General features: G+C 41.1%; 19 protein-coding genes, 1 pseudogene and 1 riboswitch. Of the genes and pseudogenes, 10 read left to right on the top strand and 10 right to left on the bottom strand.

All coding sequences use genetic code 11. The features are described from left to right. The first annotated feature begins 153 nt into the window (after window positions 1–153). Window positions 154–1,488: a Na+/H+ antiporter NhaC family protein gene (locus FTT85_RS12610; protein ID WP_180183670.1), complete on the top strand. Its 1,335-nt coding sequence runs from the start codon at window positions 154–156 to the stop codon at window positions 1,486–1,488. An 84-nt stretch (window positions 1,489–1,572) separates the two neighbouring features. On the opposite strand, the gene FTT85_RS12605 is transcribed toward FTT85_RS12610, so the two are convergent. Then, complete coding sequence (locus FTT85_RS12605) at window positions 1,573–2,601, bottom strand: AraC family transcriptional regulator (protein WP_180177080.1); 1,029 nt, start codon at window positions 2,599–2,601, stop codon at window positions 1,573–1,575. Between the two features lie 145 nt (window positions 2,602–2,746). Between FTT85_RS12605 and FTT85_RS12600 the strand changes: the two genes are divergently transcribed. Further along, window positions 2,747–3,622 carry a metal-dependent hydrolase gene (locus FTT85_RS12600; protein ID WP_180177081.1) on the top strand — a complete coding sequence of 292 codons (876 nt, stop codon included), beginning with the start codon at window positions 2,747–2,749 and terminating at the stop codon, window positions 3,620–3,622. A 51-nt stretch (window positions 3,623–3,673) separates the two neighbouring features. Here the strand turns inward: FTT85_RS12600 and FTT85_RS12595 are convergent, their stop codons facing one another. The 5 genes from FTT85_RS12595 to FTT85_RS12575 all read right to left on the bottom strand — a co-directional run bounded on the left by FTT85_RS12595 (window position 3,674) and on the right by FTT85_RS12575 (window position 8,137). Next, entirely contained in the window at window positions 3,674–4,666 is a 993-nt protein-coding gene (locus FTT85_RS12595; protein WP_180157566.1) for a DUF2804 domain-containing protein, read from the bottom strand. A gap of 139 nt (window positions 4,667–4,805) precedes the next feature. Beyond that, window positions 4,806–5,330 carry a DUF1543 domain-containing protein gene (locus tag FTT85_RS12590; protein WP_180177082.1) on the bottom strand — a complete coding sequence of 175 codons (525 nt, stop codon included), beginning with the start codon at window positions 5,328–5,330 and terminating at the stop codon, window positions 4,806–4,808. 21 nt (window positions 5,331–5,351) lie between these two features. Next, entirely contained in the window at window positions 5,352–6,077 is a 726-nt protein-coding gene (locus FTT85_RS12585) for a CPBP family intramembrane glutamic endopeptidase (protein ID WP_180177083.1), read from the bottom strand. Between the two features lie 208 nt (window positions 6,078–6,285). Continuing rightward, the gene (gene trpB / locus FTT85_RS12580; RefSeq protein WP_180024528.1) at window positions 6,286–7,512 is read right to left on the bottom strand and encodes a tryptophan synthase subunit beta; all 1,227 of its coding nucleotides are present in this window, start codon (window positions 7,510–7,512) and stop codon (window positions 6,286–6,288) included. After that, entirely contained in the window at window positions 7,496–8,137 is a 642-nt protein-coding gene (locus FTT85_RS12575; protein ID WP_180177084.1) for a phosphoribosylanthranilate isomerase, read from the bottom strand. Before FTT85_RS12575 ends, trpB begins: the two co-directional genes overlap by 17 nt. 146 nt (window positions 8,138–8,283) lie before the next feature. Further along, window positions 8,284–8,504: riboswitch (cobalamin riboswitch) on the top strand. 35 nt (window positions 8,505–8,539) lie between these two features. On the opposite strand from FTT85_RS12575, the gene FTT85_RS12570 reads away from it, so the two are divergent. From FTT85_RS12570 to FTT85_RS12560, 3 genes are all read left to right on the top strand, one after another. Beyond that, a complete protein-coding gene (locus FTT85_RS12570; RefSeq protein WP_180163254.1) occupies window positions 8,540–10,417 on the top strand; it encodes a TonB-dependent siderophore receptor in 1,878 nt (625 codons plus the stop codon). Window positions 10,418–10,534: 117 nt separating this feature from the next. Further along, window positions 10,535–11,119 (top strand): cob(I)yrinic acid a,c-diamide adenosyltransferase, encoded by a 585-nt coding sequence (locus tag FTT85_RS12565; RefSeq protein WP_180183669.1) that lies wholly within the window; start codon window positions 10,535–10,537, stop codon window positions 11,117–11,119. A 185-nt stretch (window positions 11,120–11,304) separates the two neighbouring features. Further along, on the top strand, window positions 11,305–12,018 hold the full coding sequence (locus tag FTT85_RS12560) for a glycerophosphodiester phosphodiesterase (RefSeq protein ID WP_180177085.1): 714 nt from the start codon (window positions 11,305–11,307) through the stop codon (window positions 12,016–12,018). A gap of 66 nt (window positions 12,019–12,084) precedes the next feature. Here the strand turns inward: FTT85_RS12560 and FTT85_RS12555 are convergent, their stop codons facing one another. Beyond that, on the bottom strand, window positions 12,085–12,618 hold the full coding sequence (locus tag FTT85_RS12555; RefSeq protein WP_180183668.1) for an META domain-containing protein: 534 nt from the start codon (window positions 12,616–12,618) through the stop codon (window positions 12,085–12,087). Between the two features lie 190 nt (window positions 12,619–12,808). Here FTT85_RS12555 and FTT85_RS12550 point away from each other — a divergent pair, with 190 nt between their 5' ends. The 5 genes from FTT85_RS12550 to FTT85_RS12530 all read left to right on the top strand — a co-directional run bounded on the left by FTT85_RS12550 (window position 12,809) and on the right by FTT85_RS12530 (window position 17,548). Next, entirely contained in the window at window positions 12,809–13,969 is a 1,161-nt protein-coding gene (locus FTT85_RS12550) for an acyl-CoA desaturase (protein ID WP_180109986.1), read from the top strand. A 120-nt stretch (window positions 13,970–14,089) separates the two neighbouring features. Next, window positions 14,090–15,535: a YdiU family protein gene (locus FTT85_RS12545; RefSeq protein WP_180177087.1), complete on the top strand. Its 1,446-nt coding sequence runs from the start codon at window positions 14,090–14,092 to the stop codon at window positions 15,533–15,535. 111 nt (window positions 15,536–15,646) lie between these two features. Next, window positions 15,647–16,252, top strand: a complete 606-nt coding sequence (locus FTT85_RS12540; protein ID WP_180177088.1) for a murein L,D-transpeptidase family protein — start codon at window positions 15,647–15,649, stop codon at window positions 16,250–16,252. Window positions 16,253–16,288: 36 nt separating this feature from the next. Continuing rightward, window positions 16,289–16,660, top strand: a complete 372-nt coding sequence (locus FTT85_RS12535; RefSeq protein WP_218954595.1) for an MmcQ/YjbR family DNA-binding protein — start codon at window positions 16,289–16,291, stop codon at window positions 16,658–16,660. Window positions 16,661–16,792: 132 nt separating this feature from the next. Further along, window positions 16,793–17,548 carry a hypothetical protein gene (locus tag FTT85_RS12530; RefSeq protein ID WP_180177089.1) on the top strand — a complete coding sequence of 252 codons (756 nt, stop codon included), beginning with the start codon at window positions 16,793–16,795 and terminating at the stop codon, window positions 17,546–17,548. A 197-nt stretch (window positions 17,549–17,745) separates the two neighbouring features. Here FTT85_RS12530 and FTT85_RS12525 read toward each other — a convergent pair whose 3' ends face one another. From FTT85_RS12525 to FTT85_RS12515, 3 genes and pseudogenes are all read right to left on the bottom strand, one after another. Beyond that, on the bottom strand, window positions 17,746–19,101 hold the full coding sequence (locus FTT85_RS12525; protein WP_180177090.1) for an amino acid permease: 1,356 nt from the start codon (window positions 19,099–19,101) through the stop codon (window positions 17,746–17,748). A 353-nt stretch (window positions 19,102–19,454) separates the two neighbouring features. Next, on the bottom strand, window positions 19,455–21,152 hold the full coding sequence (locus FTT85_RS12520) for a carboxypeptidase regulatory-like domain-containing protein (RefSeq protein ID WP_180177091.1): 1,698 nt from the start codon (window positions 21,150–21,152) through the stop codon (window positions 19,455–19,457). Window positions 21,153–21,411: 259 nt separating this feature from the next. After that, window positions 21,412–21,503, bottom strand: a pseudogene (locus tag FTT85_RS12515) (IS5/IS1182 family transposase); the annotation flags it as partial.

Here is a 21,503-nt window from a genome sequence, read left to right as displayed (position 1 = left end):
TTAGGATCTGGCAAAATTATAAGGTTTTAGATTAACTTAATTTTATCATCAAAAAAATGTTAAAAATAACAGGCTTAGCATTTACATTTTAATTTTCCTTAAATTGCAAAACCTGCTTTATACTAGCCGCATACTTTTATTTTTTTATCTCCTATGTCCTCCGATTCACAAGTGAAAGTGCCTGCTCGGGCATTTGCACTGCTCCCGCTTATTGTTTTTCTGACCATTTTTTTGGGCAGTGGTATTTACCATTCCATCATTGGAACTGAGTTTGCGTTCTATCAAGTGAAAGCCCCAGTCGCTGCTCTTCCTGCAATTGTATTGGCAATTTTGCTCTATCGCGGCAAGATAAATGACGCGATTGATACATTTATGAAAGGTGCTAGCCACCCGAATTTGATCTTAATGTTCATGGTCTTTATGCTCGCTGGTGCTTTTGCCAGTGTCAGCAGTGCCATCGGTAGTGTTGATGCAACAGTGCAGTTGGGACTATCGATGATTGCACCTGAGTTCGTGCTGCCTATGCTGTTTATTATTGCGGCCTTTATTGCCACAGCGATGGGAACCTCCATGGGTACCATTGCAGCCTGTGCACCAATTGCCTTTGGTTTTGCTCAAGTCACCGAAATTGAAGCGGTGTATGCCATTGGTGCTGTGGTCGGTGGTGCTATGTTTGGTGATAATCTGTCGATGATTTCAGATACCACTATTGCTGCAACGAACAGTCAAAAAGTTCAGCTTCGCGATAAATTTAAGGTCAATGTCTGGATTGCTGTTCCTGCATCGATCGTCAGCATTTGTATTTATTTATTCATGAGTCAAGGCTCACAAGCGATTGAACACAAAGCCTATAATGCGTGGCTGATCTTGCCGTATTTAGCCGTATTTATTTTGGCCTTTTCACGTTTGCACGTGCTTGCTGTACTGACCATTGGTGTCTTACTGTCTGGCTTGATTGGTTTGGTGATTCAACCTGAATTTAATTTCTTAAGCTTAAATAATTCTATTTATGACGGCTTTACCGGCATGTTTGAAGTTGCCCTGCTTTCTATTTTCTTGGGTGGTATTTCTGCCATTATGCAAAAAGAAGGCGGTTTAGAATGGCTAATTCAACGCATTTACAGCATGACACGCTACTTTAAAGTTGGTGCTGAACGCGCAGGTGAAATTGGTATCAGTTTCTTGGTGATTTTCTCCAACCTATTTGTGGCAAACAACACTGTCGCAATTATTTTATCTGGTGACATGGCACGTGAAGTCGCGAAAGAATATGGTGTAGACCCTAAACGTGCTGCTGCGCTCTTGGACATTTTCTCTTGCGTAGTCCAAGGTCTCATTCCTTATGGTGCACAGCTGTTACTGGCTTGTTCGATCGCAAAACTTTCGCCTGTAGAACTGATTGGTAGTGTGTATTACTGTTGGGTCTTGGCAATCTTTGCCATCCTGGCCATTTTACTTCGTTATCCAAGATTAAAAGCTGCGGCATAAGCTTGGCTTAAAAGAAAAGCGGTCGTTTGACCGCTTTTTTTAATGTTGTTTGAAAGGCTTTTCTTAACGAGCAATCTGCAAGTTTTATTCTAATCTCAAGGCTTTTTTTCGCGCTAATAATGTCTCTCCGCTATATGCCTTAAAAGCACGTGCCAAAGCAGACTGATCTGAATATCCTAACTGCAACGCGATATCCGTCAAATGGGTTTGTTGTGAAAGTAAATATTCACAGCGTTTCATCCGTTCAATCTCCAAAAGTCGTTTAAACGAGGTGTCTTTCTCCTGTAGCTGTCGTTGCAGGGTTCTCACTGACAGATGTAACTCTTCTGCTAACCACTCTATTTTAGGGGCTTGCTGTTGTAATTTGAGATAATCTGCGATGCATTGTTGCATTTGTAGAATTGGATCTGAATGTTGCGAACGAGCAGCGATCGCCTCTTCGGCTTGACGTAATAACAATTGCATCAGTGACGGATCAGCAAGTTCTGACTTTAAATCCAAACTATCGGCATGAATCACAAATGAATATTTAAGGGTCGAAAATTCCATTTGGCAGCCATAAAACTTTTCATAGTGATAACGTGCCATCCGCGGCGCATGGGCAAAATGAATGCGGAGTAACTTTAAAGAATCTGGAAAAATTTGCTTGGCCAAATGTGCCATACAGGCCATGGTCAATTCATTGACCAACGCATACCCATCATCATGCTGAGGCCAAGACAGTATAATTTGATGATCTTGATGGCTCATATTCATCGGCACAATTTGCGCGCCATCAATCACCAAACGACTAAATCGCATCACATATTGCAAAGCATCTGCAACACTATTACTCAGTGTCGCCATATAGCCTAACACCCCAAAATGCTCCGCACGAATATACTTGGCCATTTCAAAAACCAATTGCGGGCAATCCAGATGCTGCTGAGTCAGTTGCATGATGGTATTAAAAAAAGAATTCGGCGATTGAGAGTCGATCGGCAAAGACAGCACATGCTGAATTTGCGCAGCATATGGCGCAATCCATTCGAGCTGTGTATAGTTTAATTCACGCTCAATTAAGACCATATTCCATAGTTGGAAGTAACCATTTGGGATCTGAATTTCAGCCATCTCGCCCCTCTTTCTGACCTGCCAATTCTGACATTTTATATTTTCATCATGGCGTAAAATGTATAAAAATTGGCAATATCTGTCAAAACAAAGTGCAATTTCTCCGACATACTGCAATCAATACGACTCGCACAGAAAAAATATCATGAATGCTATCGTCAAATATCAAGTCGAACCCATTGTTCGCACAAAGCTAAATTTTAAGTTAGAAGAAATCCCGCGCTATTGGTTTGGCGGAGACCCTTTTTTAACACGTATGTTTGATGCCTTGAGCCTGACCTTTCCTGATGGCGAGCGCTATTTCATTGAATCTGTTCGTCTGTTCCGCAGTCAAATTCAAGACCCTGATTTACAGCAACGTGTCGCTGACTTTATTCGTCAAGAAGCGCAGCATGGTATGGCGCATGACAAAATGAATATGTTGATGAAACAACAAGGCATGCCTGTCGATGCGTTCATTAAACGTCTGAATAAAATTTTTAAATTTGAACTGAGCAAACGCTCACCTGAATACAACATTGCCATGACGGCTTCAGCCGAGCACTTGACTGCGCTGATGGCTGAAACCTTTTGTAGCCAAAAGTCCGTCTTAGAATCTGCGCATCCTTATGTCCGTGCATTATTTATTTGGCATGCGATAGAAGAAATGGAACATCGCGATGTGGCTTTTGATGTGATGAAAGATGTCGCTAAGGTCAATGAAAATCTAAAGAAATTTACTTTGGTCTGGACCAGTGGATTGATGCTCGGCTTTACCTTATACCGTGCCAATGTGATGCTGAAACATGACGGCTTCAGTTTCACTGAACGTTTAAAATTAAATATGAAAGGCTTACCGTGGTTCTTTGGTAAAAATGGCACCCTCACCCGAATGAGCAAGCCATATCGAGATTGGTTTAAAAAAGACTTCCATCCGAGTCAGCATCCCATTGTGCAAAATTATGATCTTTGGTTAAAAACTTATGAAGAAACCAATGATCCAATTCAAGCTGCAGAAGTGTTTTGGCAAGCTGCAAAATAAAAATTGAATAAAAAAAGCCGCATCGATTGCGGCTTTTTTATAGGCTTAGACTTACCATTTGGCATAGTGCTGCTCAAGTAAACCATATTCATTTAAGAATACTATTTCTTCGCCATCACGTTGAATTGTACCGCTAATTTTTGCCTGCCATTGACTGAACTGACTACCGACCAATCTTAAATTCAGGTTTTCATAGCGCCGCCAACCTGTGGTGACGATCAAATTTAAGCTGTTGTCTAAAGAACTAATATTCCATTGATTATCGCCTTGTTGCTGAAACAGCACATCAGACATGGGATACAAATGTCCATTGACCCACAGACAATTTTCATTGCCAAAGCTTTCATTTACACCAGAGGCAAGATTGATCCCAACGCGTCGATTTTGACTGTCCCAAAAGTTACACGATAACCAAAACCATGCGGTTTCAGGACGAAGAAAACCACAGGTATCATCTAAAGACACCAATGTCCGGTCATGGAATTGAATGGTCTTGCCTTGCTTATTGATAAAAAAACCTTCACACCCTAACGTCGTCAATTTTTGAGTATAGGTCCAACCATTAATCCCTGTGGGGCTACACATACTCAGCGGATCAGTCCCCGCACAAAACACTCGAGCGCTCAATTTGAGTTCGCCATGTTTTGACATTTGAATGTATCGCACACCATTGGCATGCTGAATATCCAGTTGAATCCCTGACTTAATAAAATGACTTTGATTAAATAAAGGTTGTTCATCTAAAACGGTATTACGTGACAGGAAATTAATCGAATTCCATTCCAACACTTCATTCGTAATATGATCATACACATAGACAAAACCGTGCCCCGCCCACGCGATATCGGCAATTGCTAGACCAATCGTATAATGTTCATGCTGAATACAACAAAATTTAAATTTTTTATATTTTAAACGCTTACGCCAACCTTCAAGTCGTTTTCCATACGGTGTCTTATATTCATACTTACTTAAATCGATACGATTGGGAAGTTCACTAAAACGCCCATAATGCGGCTGTCCATTCGGCCGTATTAAATCCATATACGCCATTCCATTGAGGTTTAAGGTCTAAATCCTGAATGTTATTATGCCTATTATTTAACGCCTGAAAAGACAATCCATCTGATTTCAGGCGAATATCACAAAAAAATATAAAAGCTGACATTTCAGCTCTTAATCATCACAAATGTTCATTTATTAAGATGTAATCATTTTTCCATGAATTTTGCTGGCTATGCGGGGTTTCAACCAATTCGATATAGCGCCCATAGACATGATCAATCGCAATACAATCATCAACATCTAGGGTTCGGTCGGTATGTTGTTTTTGCCAATGTGACTCAAAAAAAGCTTTGCCCCGTTGTTTTGCAACGCTGGCATTTTGTCCTGTCACCAAAACATAACGATGTAATTCACCAAATTCGCGAGCATCATATCCCCCGAGATTAATCAGCCATAATTTTTCATCTTCAGCTCGGGCCGCGGCATCACAAAATTGGATACGATAATGCCGATTTTCAGTGCTGACTGTATGTACCTGTGCCCAAGCATCAATATGTAAGCCTTTTTGCTCACCAAACCATGCCGTTCTCAGTTGTGGATAAACCTCTTCTAATGCGTTACCCACTGCAAGAATGACATCATGCACTTCGATATTTGCTCTTGGATGGCGTCCGCCGAGCATCACCATAAATAAACTGGACACAATCTCCCCCTATTTTTGACTTCAACTGCCCACATAGGGCTGAAGTAATTTCAACAAAATCACGCCGCCTAAAGATAGTACCGCATTGTTAACGAAATGAATGAGTAAGACATGCCAAATGTTACGCGTCCACAAATAGATCAGGTTGAGAAATAGGCCTGCCGCCATAAAACTGATGGTCGCAATCAAATCACCATCAAAATTATGATAATGAATCAAGCCAAATAAGATTGAGTTCAGCAAGACCAAGATCACTCGCCACGGCCACGGCTGTACAAATAGCTTTTGTAGCAAGGTATAGCGGAAAATAATATCTTCGAGCAAAGCGGTAAATAATGGCCCAAGACTGATGATCAGCAAACTAAAAAAGGCAATCGTATTGGGATCAATGGTCGATTCTTTTTCAATGCTCTCACCCACTGGCAAAAGACTGCGTGTAAAAGAAATCACCACTTGTAAAGCGACTGCACCAACAACCACCAACAGGCTTGAACGCCAAAAAGCCTGTTTATACTTTTGCCAGTGTGTATACAGCATCGTTTTATAGAGCCAACATACGGCAATAAATAAAATACCGCGAAAGATCGAATCACCCAAAGCAACCTGAGCCGAAACACCAAAAAACTGGTCTAGGATATAACTGTTGAGCAAGATCAACGGAAGAATGCACAGCGCAAAAGTATCACGCCATTGCCAATAAATATGGGTGGGAAAGGATTCAGCACGAACCAACTGGGTAAATGTCATTGTTATAAAGTCTTTCTAAAGTCATAAAATTTGCACAGTATTGTGATTTATTTCACAGTTTTATTCTGCATCTGTTTTTGTAGTGATTTGCCTCAATAAAATTTTCAGCCAAAAAAAAATCGCGCGGAATTGCTTCTGCGCGATTTGATATTTCAGAATATATAACCTCTCCCAAACCCTCTCCTTAAAGGAGAGGGCTTAAAGGAATTTACATCTCAACCATTTCCACACCATCAATGCGGGCAACGGTCATTAAGTCTTTATCACCACGGCCTGAAACTGTCGCAATAATGATTTGGTCTTTGTCCATCGTCGGTGCAAGTTTCGTCACATAAGCCATGGCATGTGAGCTTTCTAACGCAGGGATAATACCTTCAATTTGGGTTAAATCACGGAAACCTTGCAGCGCTTCAGTATCATTGATTGGCACATAGTTCACACGATGCATATCTTTGAGGAAGCTATGCTCAGGGCCTACACCTGGGTAGTCCAGGCCTGCAGAGATTGAATGTGTTTCAATGATTTGACCTTGATCATCCGACATTAAATAAGTACGGTTGCCATGAAGCACACCGACATGACCTGCATTCAATGGTGCAGAGTGTTTGCCCGTTTCAATGCCGTAGCCTGCCGCTTCAACACCGTACATTTTCACATCTTCATCATTTAAAAATGGATAGAACAAGCCCATCGCATTTGAACCGCCACCCACACATGCAACAAGAGCATCTGGCAGACGGCCTGCTTGCTCTTGAATCTGTTTACGCGCTTCACGGCCAATGATCGATTGGAAATCACGTACCAATTGCGGATATGGATGTGGACCTGCAACTGTACCAATCACGTAATAAGTTGAATCAACATTGGTTACCCAGTCACGCATCGCTTCGTTCATGGCATCTTTCAATGTTTTTGAACCGCTTTCCACAGGTACGACCGTTGCGCCAAGCAAACGCATACGGTATACGTTCATGGCTTGACGTTTTACGTCTTCTGCACCCATAAACACCACACATTCAAGGCCTAAACGCGCTGCAATCGTTGCCGTTGCTACGCCGTGCTGACCTGCGCCTGTTTCCGCAATAATACGTTTTTTACCTGAAAGTTTAGCCAGCAAAGCCTGACCAATCGTGTTATTCACTTTATGTGAACCTGTATGGTTCAGGTCTTCACGTTTTAAATAAATTTGCGCACCACCCAACTCTTTCGACCATCGCTCAGCATAATACAAAGGACTAGGACGACCGACGTAATACGCCAAGTCACGGTCGAATTCTGCCAAAAACTGAGCATCATCTTTCATGCGGAAATAGAGTTTTTCTAAGTCCTTAAGTGCTGCCATTAGAGTTTCTGACACAAAACGCCCGCCATGAATACCGAAATGCCCTTGTGCGTCAGGGAATTGGGTATAGTCAATCTTATTTTGCTGATCCACGATGGACTCCTTGCATAAAGCGTTCTATGAGTTGTTGGTCTTTAATACCTTTTGCCGATTCTACACCACCACTCACATCTACGGCGTAAGCACCAGTGATTTGAATCGCTTCTTCAATATTTTCGGGCTTTAAACCGCCCGCCAAAATTAAAGGAATATCGAGTTTTGGGAACTGTGCCCAGTCAAAGCTATGCCCTGTACCTCCTTTCAGCTCAGGATGCCATGCATCTAACAGTACGGCGCTTGCCCCTGCTTCTTGAAAGGCTTGAATCTCGCTAATCACGTCCAAATCTGGCTTAACCTGAATGGCTTTATACCAGCGGCGACCAACGGACTGCGCAATTGTTTGGCACTGTTCAGGGCTTTCATCGCCATGAAACTGCAGGATGTCTACAGGTGAAATTTTTAAAATATCCTGTATGTCTGCAGCCGATGCATTCACGAATAAACCCACGGTCTGCACATACGGCGGCACATGCTGAATCAGTTCAGCGGCCTGCACTGCCGTTACACTGCGCGGACTTGGTGGAAAAAATACAAATCCAATGGCATCAGCCCCTGCATGAACAACGGACTGGATATCATCAATACGTGTGATTCCGCAAATTTTGGCACGGGTTCGCATATTATTGTGGCTCTAACTCCGCCCTATTCATAGCCTATCTATGAATATGAAGGCGAATCATTGTAATGCAATTTTTAGACCTTGCGTAAAGTTCATCCTGAATATTTATTTACATCCGTTGTTTAAGACTCATACAAACTTTATACTGCGCTCAACTTGCTGCAAGTTGAGCTTAGGCTTAGGGAAGCTGGTGAGAATCCAGCACTGCCCCCGCAACGGTAAAATGAACCTCATATCTTTATAAACACCTTCAATTCATGAAGGAGTTTACACCACTGCATTGTTACGGGAAGGTGGATATGCCAATATTGTTTTAATCAATATTTATATTTAAGTCCGGATACCTGCTTGCTGCGTTCTTCAACTCAATCATTCACGTGGGGTGAATGTATGGAGCAAAGTATGTCTACTCTTTTTCAGCCTACAGCATTAGTGGGCGCAATCGCTATTGCAATGGGTTTTTCAACAAATACTGTGGCTGCTGACGCAGTTGAAAATAAAGCTTCCACAACTTTAGATACCATCGTCGTTACCGCTTCACGCAGTGAAGAAAATATTAATGATGTCCCTGCACGTATTTCAATTATCGAACCTAAAATTGTTGAGCAATCACCAATTGCGGAACTACCACACTTATTGATGAGTGATGCCGCGATTAACATGGTTCAAAGTGGTGGTTATGGTCAAGTTTCATCTATTTTCTTACGTGGTACAAACTCAAACCAAACTTTAGTGTTACGTGATGGTGTTCGTTTAAATACAGCGACAACAGGTGCGCCATCTTTAGCATTTATCGATACCACTGATATTAAACAAATTGAAGTCCTCAAAGGACCTGCTTCTGTGCTTTATGGTACAGATGCGATTGGTGGTGTGATTCAACTTGTTTCAAAAACACCTGAAAAAACCAGTGCTTTTGTGACTGGCGAGATGGGTGAAAATGGCACCTACAAAACCATCGCTGGAGCAGATGTTGCAGAAGATGGTTTCTATGCTCAAATTCGTGGTCAACGTTTAGAAACTGACGGCACACAAGTCACTGACTGGAAAAATAGCAAAGTTAAAACTGCTGATTATGATCAAAAAGGTTTTAGTGCCAAAGTTGGTGTGGAAAAAGAAGACTATGCGCTTTCTGTAGATTATCAACAAAATAAAGGCTCTACAGGTTATATCGACTGTAGTGCTTATGATGCGAACTATAACTGTTCAGGCTTAAAAAATCTTTCTCAAGATTTTAAAAATGAAATCGTGAATGTTAAAGGTCGTGTCAATATCACCTCTGATATTTCTGTGAATGCACGTTTATCACAATTTAAAGATGATATTGATCAAAATGATGTGAACTATGATGGGTCATACGATTTTATTCATAGTAAAACTCAAGAAGCTGAATTGTATGGTAAATGGCAATTCACCCCACATCAAAATATCTTGTTAGGCACAACCTACCAAACTATTAAAGGCGATGTGATTTCCTTTACAGCTCCTTACAAAGGGGACGTGGATTCACAAGGTTATTATATTCAACATCAGTATAAAAATAATGGCTTAGATACCCAAGTTGGCTTACGTGTTGAAGACAACGAAAAATATGGAACACATACAGTAGGTCAAGCTGCTGTTCGTTACAAAATCCTGCCATTAACCAGTGTTTATGCCAATATTGGTACGGCATTTAGATCGCCAACACTCAATGAATTGTATAGTTCTTATGGTAATGCTGATTTAAAACCTGAAGAAAGCATATCTTATGAAATTGGTGTAGATCAAAAATTAGCTTATGGCTTAAGTACTGGTTTATCTTTATATCGCACAGAAGTTGATGATTTAATTGACTACAATGCAGCGAATAAAAATAAATTTGGCAATGTAAAAGAAGCTAAATTCCAAGGTGGTGAAAGCTATTTGGCTTGGCAACAAGACCAATGGTTTGCAAAAGCAGCCTATAACTACGTGAAAGCTGAAAATGAAAAAACAGGCAAAGAGTTAAATCGTCGTCCTCGTCAAAGCTTTACATTAACCGCAGGACTTCAAAACGAAATTTATGGAATCAGCGGTGCTTTATCGTCTAAATCACATGCACAAGATTACCAACGTGAAAATCCTGGCTACGTGACTGTAGATTTCAATGCATATTGGAACGTGAATCCAAACGTAAAAGTCTTTACCAATATTGAAAATGTCGGTGATGTGAAATACAAAACTGCATCGTATGGTGGTGGTTACTACTATGTGAATGGTGGTCGTTTAGCTTCTGCAGGTGTGACATTTAAATACTGATTTTTAGTTAATCAGTTTCATCAATAGAAAGCAGAAAACTTTGAGGATAATGTCATGACTATGGCATTATCCTTTTTTATGACCGACCCGAAATTTTCATCATTTTAAGGACAAGACATGGGCCACCGTTTAAGCAAAATTTACACCCGCACAGGCGATTCAGGTACGACAGGTCTTGGCGACGGATCACGCGTAGCCAAAGATGATTTACGTATTGAAGCCTTAGGAGATGTCGATGAACTCAATTCAAGCATTGGTATTCTGCGTTCGCACATCGCACTTAGCAGTATTGAAGACAAAGCGACTTGGGATAAATCCCTCAGCCTGATTCAGCATTGGTTATTCGACCTTGGCGGTGAAGTCTGCATTCCAAACTTCAACTTGGTACAACCTGTGTCAATTGAGTTTTTGGAAAATGACATTGACCGTATGAATGAAGCGCTGCCAATGCTCAAAGACTTTATCCTGCCATCAGGAACGTTGGTGTGCAGCTTTGCCCATCAAGCTCGTGCAATTTGCCGACGTGCAGAACGCCGTTTAATGGCTGTACATAACCGCGACCAGAACATTCAACCGCCGTCATTGCAGCTTTTGAACCGCCTTTCAGACTGGTTATTTGTCGCATCGCGTACATTACAACGTGCTGAAGGTGGCTCTGAAGTGCTGTGGCAGAAAAATATTAACGACACGATTGATCAATAAGTTTTGGATTCAAAAATTGCTCAAATCCTTTGACCAATTAAAAGTCTATTTTACATTGAAATAAATCGAAACATTTCGTCCGATCATTCTTGTAATTCAAAATGATCGGCTCAAAATAATAGTGTCATCTCCCTGTCATGCTTACAGGACACTATGTTTTTATCTTTCAATTTTGCAGGCCCTTTATGCGCATAATCGGACACCGTGGCGCTCGTGGCGAAGCACCTGAAAACACCCTTGGTGGTTTTCAATATATTCAAGACTTAGGGATTCGTGCTGTCGAATTTGACGTTCGGCAACTTAAAGATCGTGCCCTAGTGATCATGCATGATGACCAATTTATGCGAACGACAGGTCAAGATAAACATCTATATGAATGTAGTTCACAAGAGTTAGAACCCTATAACCATGCTGTGACTTGGTCAGAATGGAATAAAGTTGAGCCGACGCCACTGCTCGAACAAACGCTCAAAATTATTCATAACTTCGATCATATTGAAGTCGAAGTGAAAGCAGTGAAGACACAGACTGAAGCTGAAGCGCTGACTGAAACCTTGGAACAACAGCTCCAAGGTTTCGAACATTCCGCGGTGATCACCAGTTTTGACCCTAAAATTCATCTTGCTTTGCAACAAAAAAAATCCGGCTTCAAACGCGGGCTTTTGGTTGAAACAGACGTAAAATTTAAAGCGATTGAACAAGCACTTGAATTAGGTTGTATCCAAATCGGTTGGATGAACCAACTCGCCAATTCAGACATTATTCAGGCCACGCAGCAGGCAAAATTAAATGTGAGCGTGTGGACTGTCAACGACGTTGATCGTGCTAAACAGCTTAAAGATTGGGGCATTAACGGCTTAATTACCGACTATCCTAAAATGATGATGCAGCATTTTTAATGCTGCTTTATTCCCCTAGTTTTATGTAATTCAGTCTTCGATCAACACGTGGCTTTTTCAACTGGCCTATTTTCGTTCTAAAACCAACACGGTTTGACCCCGACTGTTTTGCATCGTCATCTGTTTCGCTTGAATTTGAAACTGTGTTGCGGCTTGCAATGCATCTGAAAGTTCAGCCTCTTGAGCTAAAGCCGAATCACAACTGAAATAGCCTGCTCGCGCATTCAAATCAATGCTGTGTTTTAAGGTATCAATCACATAAGTGCCACTGATGTTATTACATCCCGTATTGCCTTGAATTTGGCGAAATTGTGAACTGAACTGCAAATAAGGTTGATGATGAAAGAACTTGGCTTTTTGCCCAGCAATTTGCACAATCGTCCATGGAATATCTTGTATCCCATCATTCACGCGAATAACTTTTAATGGCTGCTCAATGCTGTTGCCATGTGGCTTCCCTTGTGACTTTGTAGTCACCTTCTGCGTCGGAGAACTTTGACAGGCCATGAGTCCCAGACAACTGATCAGAAAGCCGCCCCAGATACAGTGTTTGACCAAAAGCTGCGGATTATTTTGACGATTTTGCTGTTTTTTTAGCATCTTTTTTACCCCACAAAAAGTCAAATAACTTCAGTCGTATTATGTTACTGTTTAGAACAATACAACTGTACAATAACAGTGGTGAAAACGGGTTTTCCCGTGCTACTATTCTGTACGTTTAAAATCCCTTAAAAATTTAATGGGATTCGTCCTATCTATACCTCCCAAGGTTTCAGGAGTGCTGTTGGAGATGAATGCTCCCCTACCCAAAGCCCCAATGAACTGGATTGCTATTTTTGCATTGGTGTTTTTACCTATTGTCGCAGTTATTGCAATTCCGTTATATGCCATTAATCATGATTTTAGTGCCGCTGCTTGGATCAGTATGTTTGTTTTACTGGGTGTCAGCAGTTTAGGTATTACTGCGGGTTATCACCGCTTGTGGGCACACCGTGCTTATGAAGCAACCTTGCCTTTAAAAATCATTTTAATGCTCATGGGTACTTTTGCTGTTCAGAACAGTATTTTGTTCTGGGCTTCAGGTCACCGTACACATCACCGTCATGTAGACGATATTGACCAAGATCCATACTCGATTAATCGTGGTTTCTGGTATGCCCATATCGGGTGGATGCTTCGTGATTATCCAGCAGCAGAACCAAACTATAAAAACGCACCTGATCTGTTAAAAGATAAAGTCGTTTTGTTCCAAGATAAATACTACATTCCACTGGTAATTGCTGTTCATGCAGCGATTTTAGTACCAATCGGTTGGGCTGTAGGCGACATGTGGGGCGTTCTATTATTGGGTGGTTTAATGCGCCTAATCTTAAGCCATCATGTGACATTCTTTATTAACTCACTATGCCACATGTGGGGTAAACGTCCATATACTGACGAAAATACCGCGCGTGATAACTTCTGGTTAGCTATTGCAACTTGGGGTGAGGGTTATCATAACTATCACCACATTTTCCAATACGACTACCGTAATGGTGTGAAATGGTGGCAATACGATCCAACAAAATGGTTAATTTGGAGCTGCTCTAAATTAGGTCTTGCTAAAAATTTACGCCGTATTCCTAGCTTTAATATTAAAAAAGCTGAGTTGGCTATGAAGTTCAAGTATGCGGAACAAGACCTTGCGATCTATGGTCTCAACATGACCGATGATATTGCGACAGCTAAACAACGTATTTCTCAAGAATATGATGCGTTTTCGCAAACTTTGAATGACTGGGCGAAATTAAAAGAGCAGGAAATTCAAGCGAAGAAAACTGCAGTTGCTGAAAAAATTCATCAAATGGATGACAAACTCAAACTTGAATTCCAGCAAGTTGAACAACGCCTATCTCAGCACCGTGAAACACTGAATCAATTAATGCGTAATTTGAAAAAGAGAACCGCTTAATTGTTTTAAGCTTCTCAAATGATATAGCCTCCCTTGTGGAGGCTATATCATTTTAAGCTACAGTTTTTCTATCTGGTCTTTGCTATAGTTTCTACATAATTTTAATTTTTAAAGATCATTATGCTGTTCAATGCCCGATATAACACCCTGCCACCTCGCCTGTACCATCATCAGCAGCCTGTACCCTTAAAAGGCTCAAAAGCAGGACATTTCAATGCTGCTTTGGCTGAACAGTTACAATGGTCGGATGAAGATAAAGCTCAATGGGTAGAGATTTGCAGCGGGCAAAAAATATTTGAGGAATTTGAGCCGCTAGCGATGGTCTATGCTGGTCATCAGTTTGGTCAATGGGCCGGCCAATTAGGCGATGGACGCGGCTTATTGATTGCGCAAATCATCGATAAACATGGGCAAACCATTGACCTGCACCTTAAAGGTGCCGGCTCTACGCCTTATTCACGCATGGGCGACGGACGCGCGGTGCTGCGCTCGACCATTCGTGAATATTTGGCAGGACATGCGCTTAACAGCTTAGGCGTTGCATCCAGCAATGCGGTGGGTTTTACCAGCTCCGAGCAAGGTGTGCAGCGTGAAAAATTAGAGTTAGGCGCAATGGTACTGCGTACATCTGACTGCCATATCCGTTTGGGGCATTTTGAATGGATCAATCAATATCAGGGTGATTTGCTACCTGAATTCACGCAAAAATGTATTGAGTGGCACTACCCTGAATGCTTAGATGCCGAACAACCTATTTTAGCTTTTGCCACTCAAGTCATTCAGCGTACCGCAGTGATGATTGCCAAATGGCAGCTGATTGGCTTTGCGCATGGCGTGATGAATACCGACAACCTGAATATTACCGGTTCAACATTGGACTTCGGCCCTTATGGCTTTATGGAGCGCTTCCGTCCAAATTGGATTAACAACCATTCGGACTACCAAGGCCGCTATACCTATCAACAGCAGCCAAGTATCGGGCATTGGAATTTATGGCAATGGCTGAATAATCTCGTTCCGCTCTGCCCTTCAGATTATGACAAAGAACAGTGGAAAGAAGATTTAGCTAAGTGCTTAGAGCATTTTGAACTGACCTTCTTGGAACATTATAAATTGGGCTTAGCTCAGAAAATGGGTTTGCCAAGTTTTCATAAAGACAGCTTTGACTGCGCCATGGCCTTTTTGCGTATTCTGCAAAGTGAGCAACTGGATTACTCGCAAAGCTTTATTCGTCTGCAAAATCATGAATATGAAGCCATTAAAGACGACTGCTTAGACCGCCGCGCCTTTGAAGGTTTCTTGGCACAATATGAAAGTATCCGTGAGCATCAGGACACCGATGCTTTAGATGCGGAAATGGCACAGGCCAATCCGCAATATATCTTGCGTAACCATATGGCGCAAAAAGCAATTGAGCTTGCTGAACGCAATGATTTTTCAGAAGTACAGCGTTTGTTTACATTGCTGAGCCAGCCATTTATTAAACAGCCTGAACTGGAAACAACAGAAGATTTAGGACCTTTACCTAGTGATGTGCCTGAAGTGATGGTCAGCTGCTCGTCTTAAAAAAATATCCACAAATCCACATTTCACTCGAATCAAAATTGTGGATAATTTAGACATTATCCACAATACCGAAATGGATGGACTGTAATGCCGTCCATCCTCTAAAAAATAATGACAAGAAAACGTATCACTATTTTTAGTTTCGCTACCCTCTTCTGTATTGTGGCGGCCTACCTTGCCTATCAAAAATTTGAAAAATATCTACCTACACCTGCCAATGCACTGGCCATTCCACCTGAATTAAGCGATTTGCAAATTCAAAAAATTCGCACAGAAACGCCGATCGACAGTATTCAAGTACATAAAGCTGAGCGTTATTTAGAGTTAAAACATCAGGATCAGGTCATTCGGCGTTACCCGATGCGTCTGGGTTTTCAACCGCTTGGACATAAAGTTCAAGAAGGTGATGGCAAGACGCCAGAAGGAACTTATCATATAGATTGGCGCAATCCGCAAAGCGCATTTTATAAATCTTTGCATATCTCTTACCCCAATGCGGCCGATAAACAGAAGGCTAAAAATCTAGGGGTTTCTGCAGGTGGTGACATTATGATTCATGGTTCGGCGACCAGTTTACAAATGAAAGCTGCACCACAACTGATGACGTATTTCCCACAAAAAGATTGGACTTGGGGCTGTATTGCAGTGCGTAATATTGATATGGATGAAATTTGGCAATTGGTAAATAATGATACCGTTGTTCATATTCATCCTTAGGCTTTAACGTTCAAGCTTATTTTTAGGTTATCCCCTATGATTGCATTACACGCTGTAGCTGCTAAGACGGCCTTAGCCCTGCCTGAAACTACATGCAGCCAGCCTTTTGGTGAAGGCTGTGATGTGTTTAAGGTGATGGAGAAGGTCTTTATGCTGAGTTTTCATTTGGAAGGCAAAGCGGCCATCAACTTAAAGGTGCTGCCAGACAATGGCTCAATGCTCAGAGATATTTATCCCTTTATTCGTGCGGGCTGGCATATGAATAAGCAGCATTGGATTTCTGTTTTTACAGATGAAGAATTAGAAGAAGAACTTCTGCAAGATTTGGTGCTGAACTCTTATGAATTGGTGGTATCGAAGTTAAACAAAGGACAGCGGCAGAGGATTGAATTGCTGAGGAGTGTTTAGATAACACTTCCCTTACCATCAGATTGTTACGAATTTCGTCTAATCGCCTTTATGTTAATTAGATAGTGAGTCTATGATATTAAATATTTTTTTAAATATAATTACTATTATTTCTATTAGCGTAATATGAATATGGAATACTTATTAGCTGAGAAAGACCGTTTTATAATTGAGCATGCCGTCGGAAGACTAAGTAATACGCTTCGGATATTTGGCGAAGAACATATGCGTTTCCACAGATTAGCAGATGTTGATCAAGAGGAGGCTATTAATAATTATGATCGTGGCTTTGAATTAATTTTAGAAAGTTTCCATACCCTGTATGACGTATCAAAAAAGTATTTTAATTTTTTTGAATTTGCAGAGAGCACATTGTTAATTCTGCTACGTAATGCCATTCATCATCGTGATCATAACTTGTTTAAAAGTTGGAATGCTCAAATGGCTTTAAATGATGGTTATAAAAAATTTTATGGAGCTAGCTTTCTTTTATGCTCTTATAAACCAATCGATGATGGTTCTCACGTGATGCAATATTACTATAAGCTTGAAGATATTTTAGATCGTCTTGATAGCACACGTAATTCACCTTATCTTGATACTTTTCTCAATCAAAAAAATAGAATAGCCCAATTAATATTATTGAATGAACAATTAAATTTTTCAAAAATAATAGCGTATTCTAAACAAGAGCGTTATCCATTGAGTCATATCTATATCAATATACTTCCGATATTGAATGGAGCTCTGAAAAGAGTATTCGAAAGATTGCTTCTGATAGGGATTAAATCGAATGGATTGGATGATGCAGTATATTTAAAACATTTCACTACAGTAGGTTTTTTTGATTTTGATGAAATATTATTCAGAAATGTAAAAATTATCTAAAACCAACTTTATACACGTTATATGAAATAATTTATTTAATCTAACATAAATCAATATCTTACAACAATCCGCTCTAGAATCCAGTGCTAGAGCGGTCTTTATATGAATGTTCTCTCAATTTTCGTACTTTGTTAGAACTTTTCAAAATCATTCTTTAGTAACAGTGAACAAAGGCTCGTCCCTAAGCCTTCATGGTATTAAATCTTCTTCGCTTGCATCACTTTAAACAGCACATACAGCAGTAAAATCCATACGGGCTGCATCAGCACCGACAGCATAAAGCCCTGATTCCACATGATGTATAAAATAATCAGCATGAACACCAAAACAAAATAGTTGGTGAACGGTGCAAATAATGCAGGAAACTTGGTCAGTATGCCCTGCTGATGCATCGCTTTTCTAAACTTCAGGTGAATCAAGCTGATCAGCATCCAATTCAGCACCGCAGCGCTCACCACGATATAAATCAAATAACTCAATGCTTTTTCAGGCAAGAAATAATTCAGCAGTACACAGCCAAAAATCAGCAAAGCAGAAAATAAAACCGCGGCAATCGGCGTACCGTGTTTATTCACCTGCTTAAATGCTTTTGGCGCATTGCCTTGTTCTGCCAAGCCCAGCAGCATGCGGCTATTGGCATACATGCCGCTATTACAGACCGAAACGGATGCAGTCAAAATAATAAAGTTCAGCAAATGTGCCGCCCAATCAATCCCCATCTGATTAAAAATCATCACAAAAGGACTATGATCCAAACCGCCAAGTTTCAACTGATTCCACGGCACCAGCGACAGCAGTACCGCCAAGGAACAGATATAAAATAAGAACACGCGGATCACGGTCTGATTCACCGCTTTGGGAATATTTTGATCAGGATTTTCAGTTTCAGCCGCCGCCATGCTGATCAATTCAATGCCGCCAAAAGCAAACATCATAAAGGCTAGCATGTAGAATAAGCCTTCAAAACCGTGCGGGAAGAAGCCGCCATGTACCCATAAATTACTAATCGAAGCGGTAGAGTCTGCGCCTGCTGTAAGTAGCAGGTATATACCAAAAATAATCATGGCAACAATCGCCACAACTTTAATCATCGACAGCCAAAATTCAGATTCTGCATACAGTTTGACATTGGCTAAATTGGCTAGCGTAATCACAGCAAAAAACACCAGAACTGAAACCCAAGCAGGCACATGCGGCCACCAGTAATTGATATATTTGCCTATCGCAGTCAGCTCGGTCATCACCACTAAAATGTAGAGAATCCAGTAGTTCCAGCCCGTTAAAAAGCCAGCAAACTTGCCCCAATATTTAAAAGCAAAATGACTGAATGAACCTGTGACTGGCTCTTGTACAACCATCTCGCCCAACTGGCGCATAATCAGAAAAGCAACCAAGCCACCAATCAAATAGCCCAGAATTATCGATGGTCCAGCCGACTCAATAATATACGCAGAGCCTAAAAATAGCCCTGTCCCGATTGCGCCACCCATTGCAATCAGCTGAATATGACGGTTCTTTAATCGGCGCTGCAGTTGAGGCATTTCGCTGCTCACAACACGTCTCATCTTATAAAAAAGTGGATTGTAGCCTGTGCAGCTCTTTGCAGCCAAATATTCGCAGTTTATTTCTGTATGAATCATTATGGAATACAGCGTGTGAGCTGCATTACTCCATAGCACTTGGTAATTTATAGGCTTGACAATACAGGCCATATGATTCCATTACAACATCCGAAATCTTTAGCCGCCAGTGTGCTGAAGTGGCTGAATATATTGCCCTTTCAAATATAAACAGCTCTCAATTGAGAGCTGTTTTTAGCATTCACCACGCTTGATGGTTGATTGATCGCGAATGCAGTACGCCTAAACCTATTCTAACCATTCATACTGCGGTGTCATGTAAATCTTTATTTACGCTGTGGCACTTCAGCCCAGCGTGCATAACTCTTCGTGCTTTTCAGCACAGTGCCCGCTTGTTTTGCAGCGACGCCACTATAGTCCTGAGAGAAACTATCTGAATTTTCATCAAAACTCGCACCATCAAATAATGGGAAAGTTCCGGCTTTTTTCTGAATCACCACATCATCAATCATCCAGCCGCGGAAACCGTTATAAAGTTCATCGACTGTTCTGAATTGGAATTTCAGTTGGACATTGGCCTTGCCTGCATATTCATCTAATGAAATTGCTTCTTGCTGAACAGCAGCCGGCGCGAGGTTAAAACCTAAATTACTGTATGGAATCGGCGCGCGCTCATATGCAGAGGACGGATCTGCCAGCGGGTTTAATCGAGCCAAGGTCTTAAAGCTGTTGCCACCGTCGGTAGAAACTAAAATATTCATCAAATCGAACCCTTGATTATTTGGATTGACCGACTCAATTTCCCACCATGTTTTAAAGCTTAAACTCAAAGGCGCATGATATTGGCTTAGATTAATAACAGGTGAAATCAATTCTCCCCTATTGTCATACTGCGAGGTGCCGCCATCAAACTCTAGAGCCGTGGATGAATCACTTAAAGCGCCAATAAAATTACCATTTACTTTGTCACCATACCAATATGCTGTATTGCCTTGCAGTGGCTCAGGTACCTTGCCTTGACTTTGGTCATTCGGCGCTAAGCGCACACGCTGATTTACTTGATTATTACGAATGTTGTGACCTTTGTTTAGCAACTGCCAATCGACATTAGCCACACTTGGTTGCGACCTTGTCCATGCATTGCGGGTTGCAGAGTCCACTTCAAAAGTTTCACGCCATACCACATCTGCAGATGCTGTTTCAGGCAGCACTTCAAATTGATAGCCCGATGCAGAAGAAGCAATGACCGTAACTTTTTTCGTAATAGTGTTAATTCCTGCACCGTTAATGGTGAGCGTGGCATTTTTCAATGCTTCAAGCAGATCATTGCTCACATTAAATGAAAGCGTGAAATATCCATTGGCATCAGTCAAAGCACTAACAAATGCGCCATTGGTCGCTGTACCGCCAGACAATGACACTTGCGCATTCGCCAAAGGTTTCCCTTTAAAAATCACTTGACCAGAGAATGTTCCGACCACTGCATCATTGACTGGTGCATCACTTAGTGTCTGACAGTCTTGGTCTAAGCAGTTGAGAACCACATTCAACACAATGCTCTTATTGGTATTTTTAGGATGGATCAAGAATGCCGAAACTGTAGACTGTCCATTTTTAGTGACCAAAACATAATATGTGCCTGCAGCCAATTTAGGCAGTTTAACGATGCCTTGAGCATTGGCAAGATAACTTTGACCTTTAAAATGAGTTGCTGTCGGTAAACTATTAATCGGTGGAAAGAACTGCTCAGAATCATCCGCTATAATTGTATTCGTTGCTATTTTCAGACTGCCTGCTTGTACTTTTTGCCATTCTTCATCACTTAAAATCTGAATCGACGCAGCATTTAATGCAAGATTATTTACATCCAACAGCGTCAGCTCTTCTACACTTTTTTGTACCATGGCATCGGCAACTGGCTCTGACGGTACGCTTCCTGTCTCATCACGATCACTACCACCACATGCCGTTAAACCCAAGACACCCGTGACCATTATTATTTTTGCAAATGCTATATTTTTCATCTGTTCTGCCCTCTAATTTTCCATTTTTAAAATTGTTATCTCTACATTGAACTCTGCCAGCCCAAACATACTGGTGAATATTCCAGCAAAATAATAACCAATTTTCATTAAATGCGCAAATTTCGCGTTTTTATGTGATTTTTATCATTCATCCAATTGCCATTGTTTTGCTGTAAAGGGATGCCCATTCCTTCAAAAATGGAATACTAATAAATATCTAATACTAGGGTGTGTTGACATTTACAGCCGATAAATTGAGCTAAAGAGGCAACCATATAAATATACAAGCTAAAGCAACAGCGCTTTGATAGTTACGTTTTAGCTTATCGTATCTTGTGGCAATTCCTCTAA

It is taken from the genome of Acinetobacter sp. YH01020, assembly GCF_013420275.1.
GTDB lineage: Bacteria > Pseudomonadota > Gammaproteobacteria > Pseudomonadales > Moraxellaceae > Acinetobacter > Acinetobacter amyesii.
This window is presented reverse-complemented; position numbering and strand designations above follow the sequence as displayed.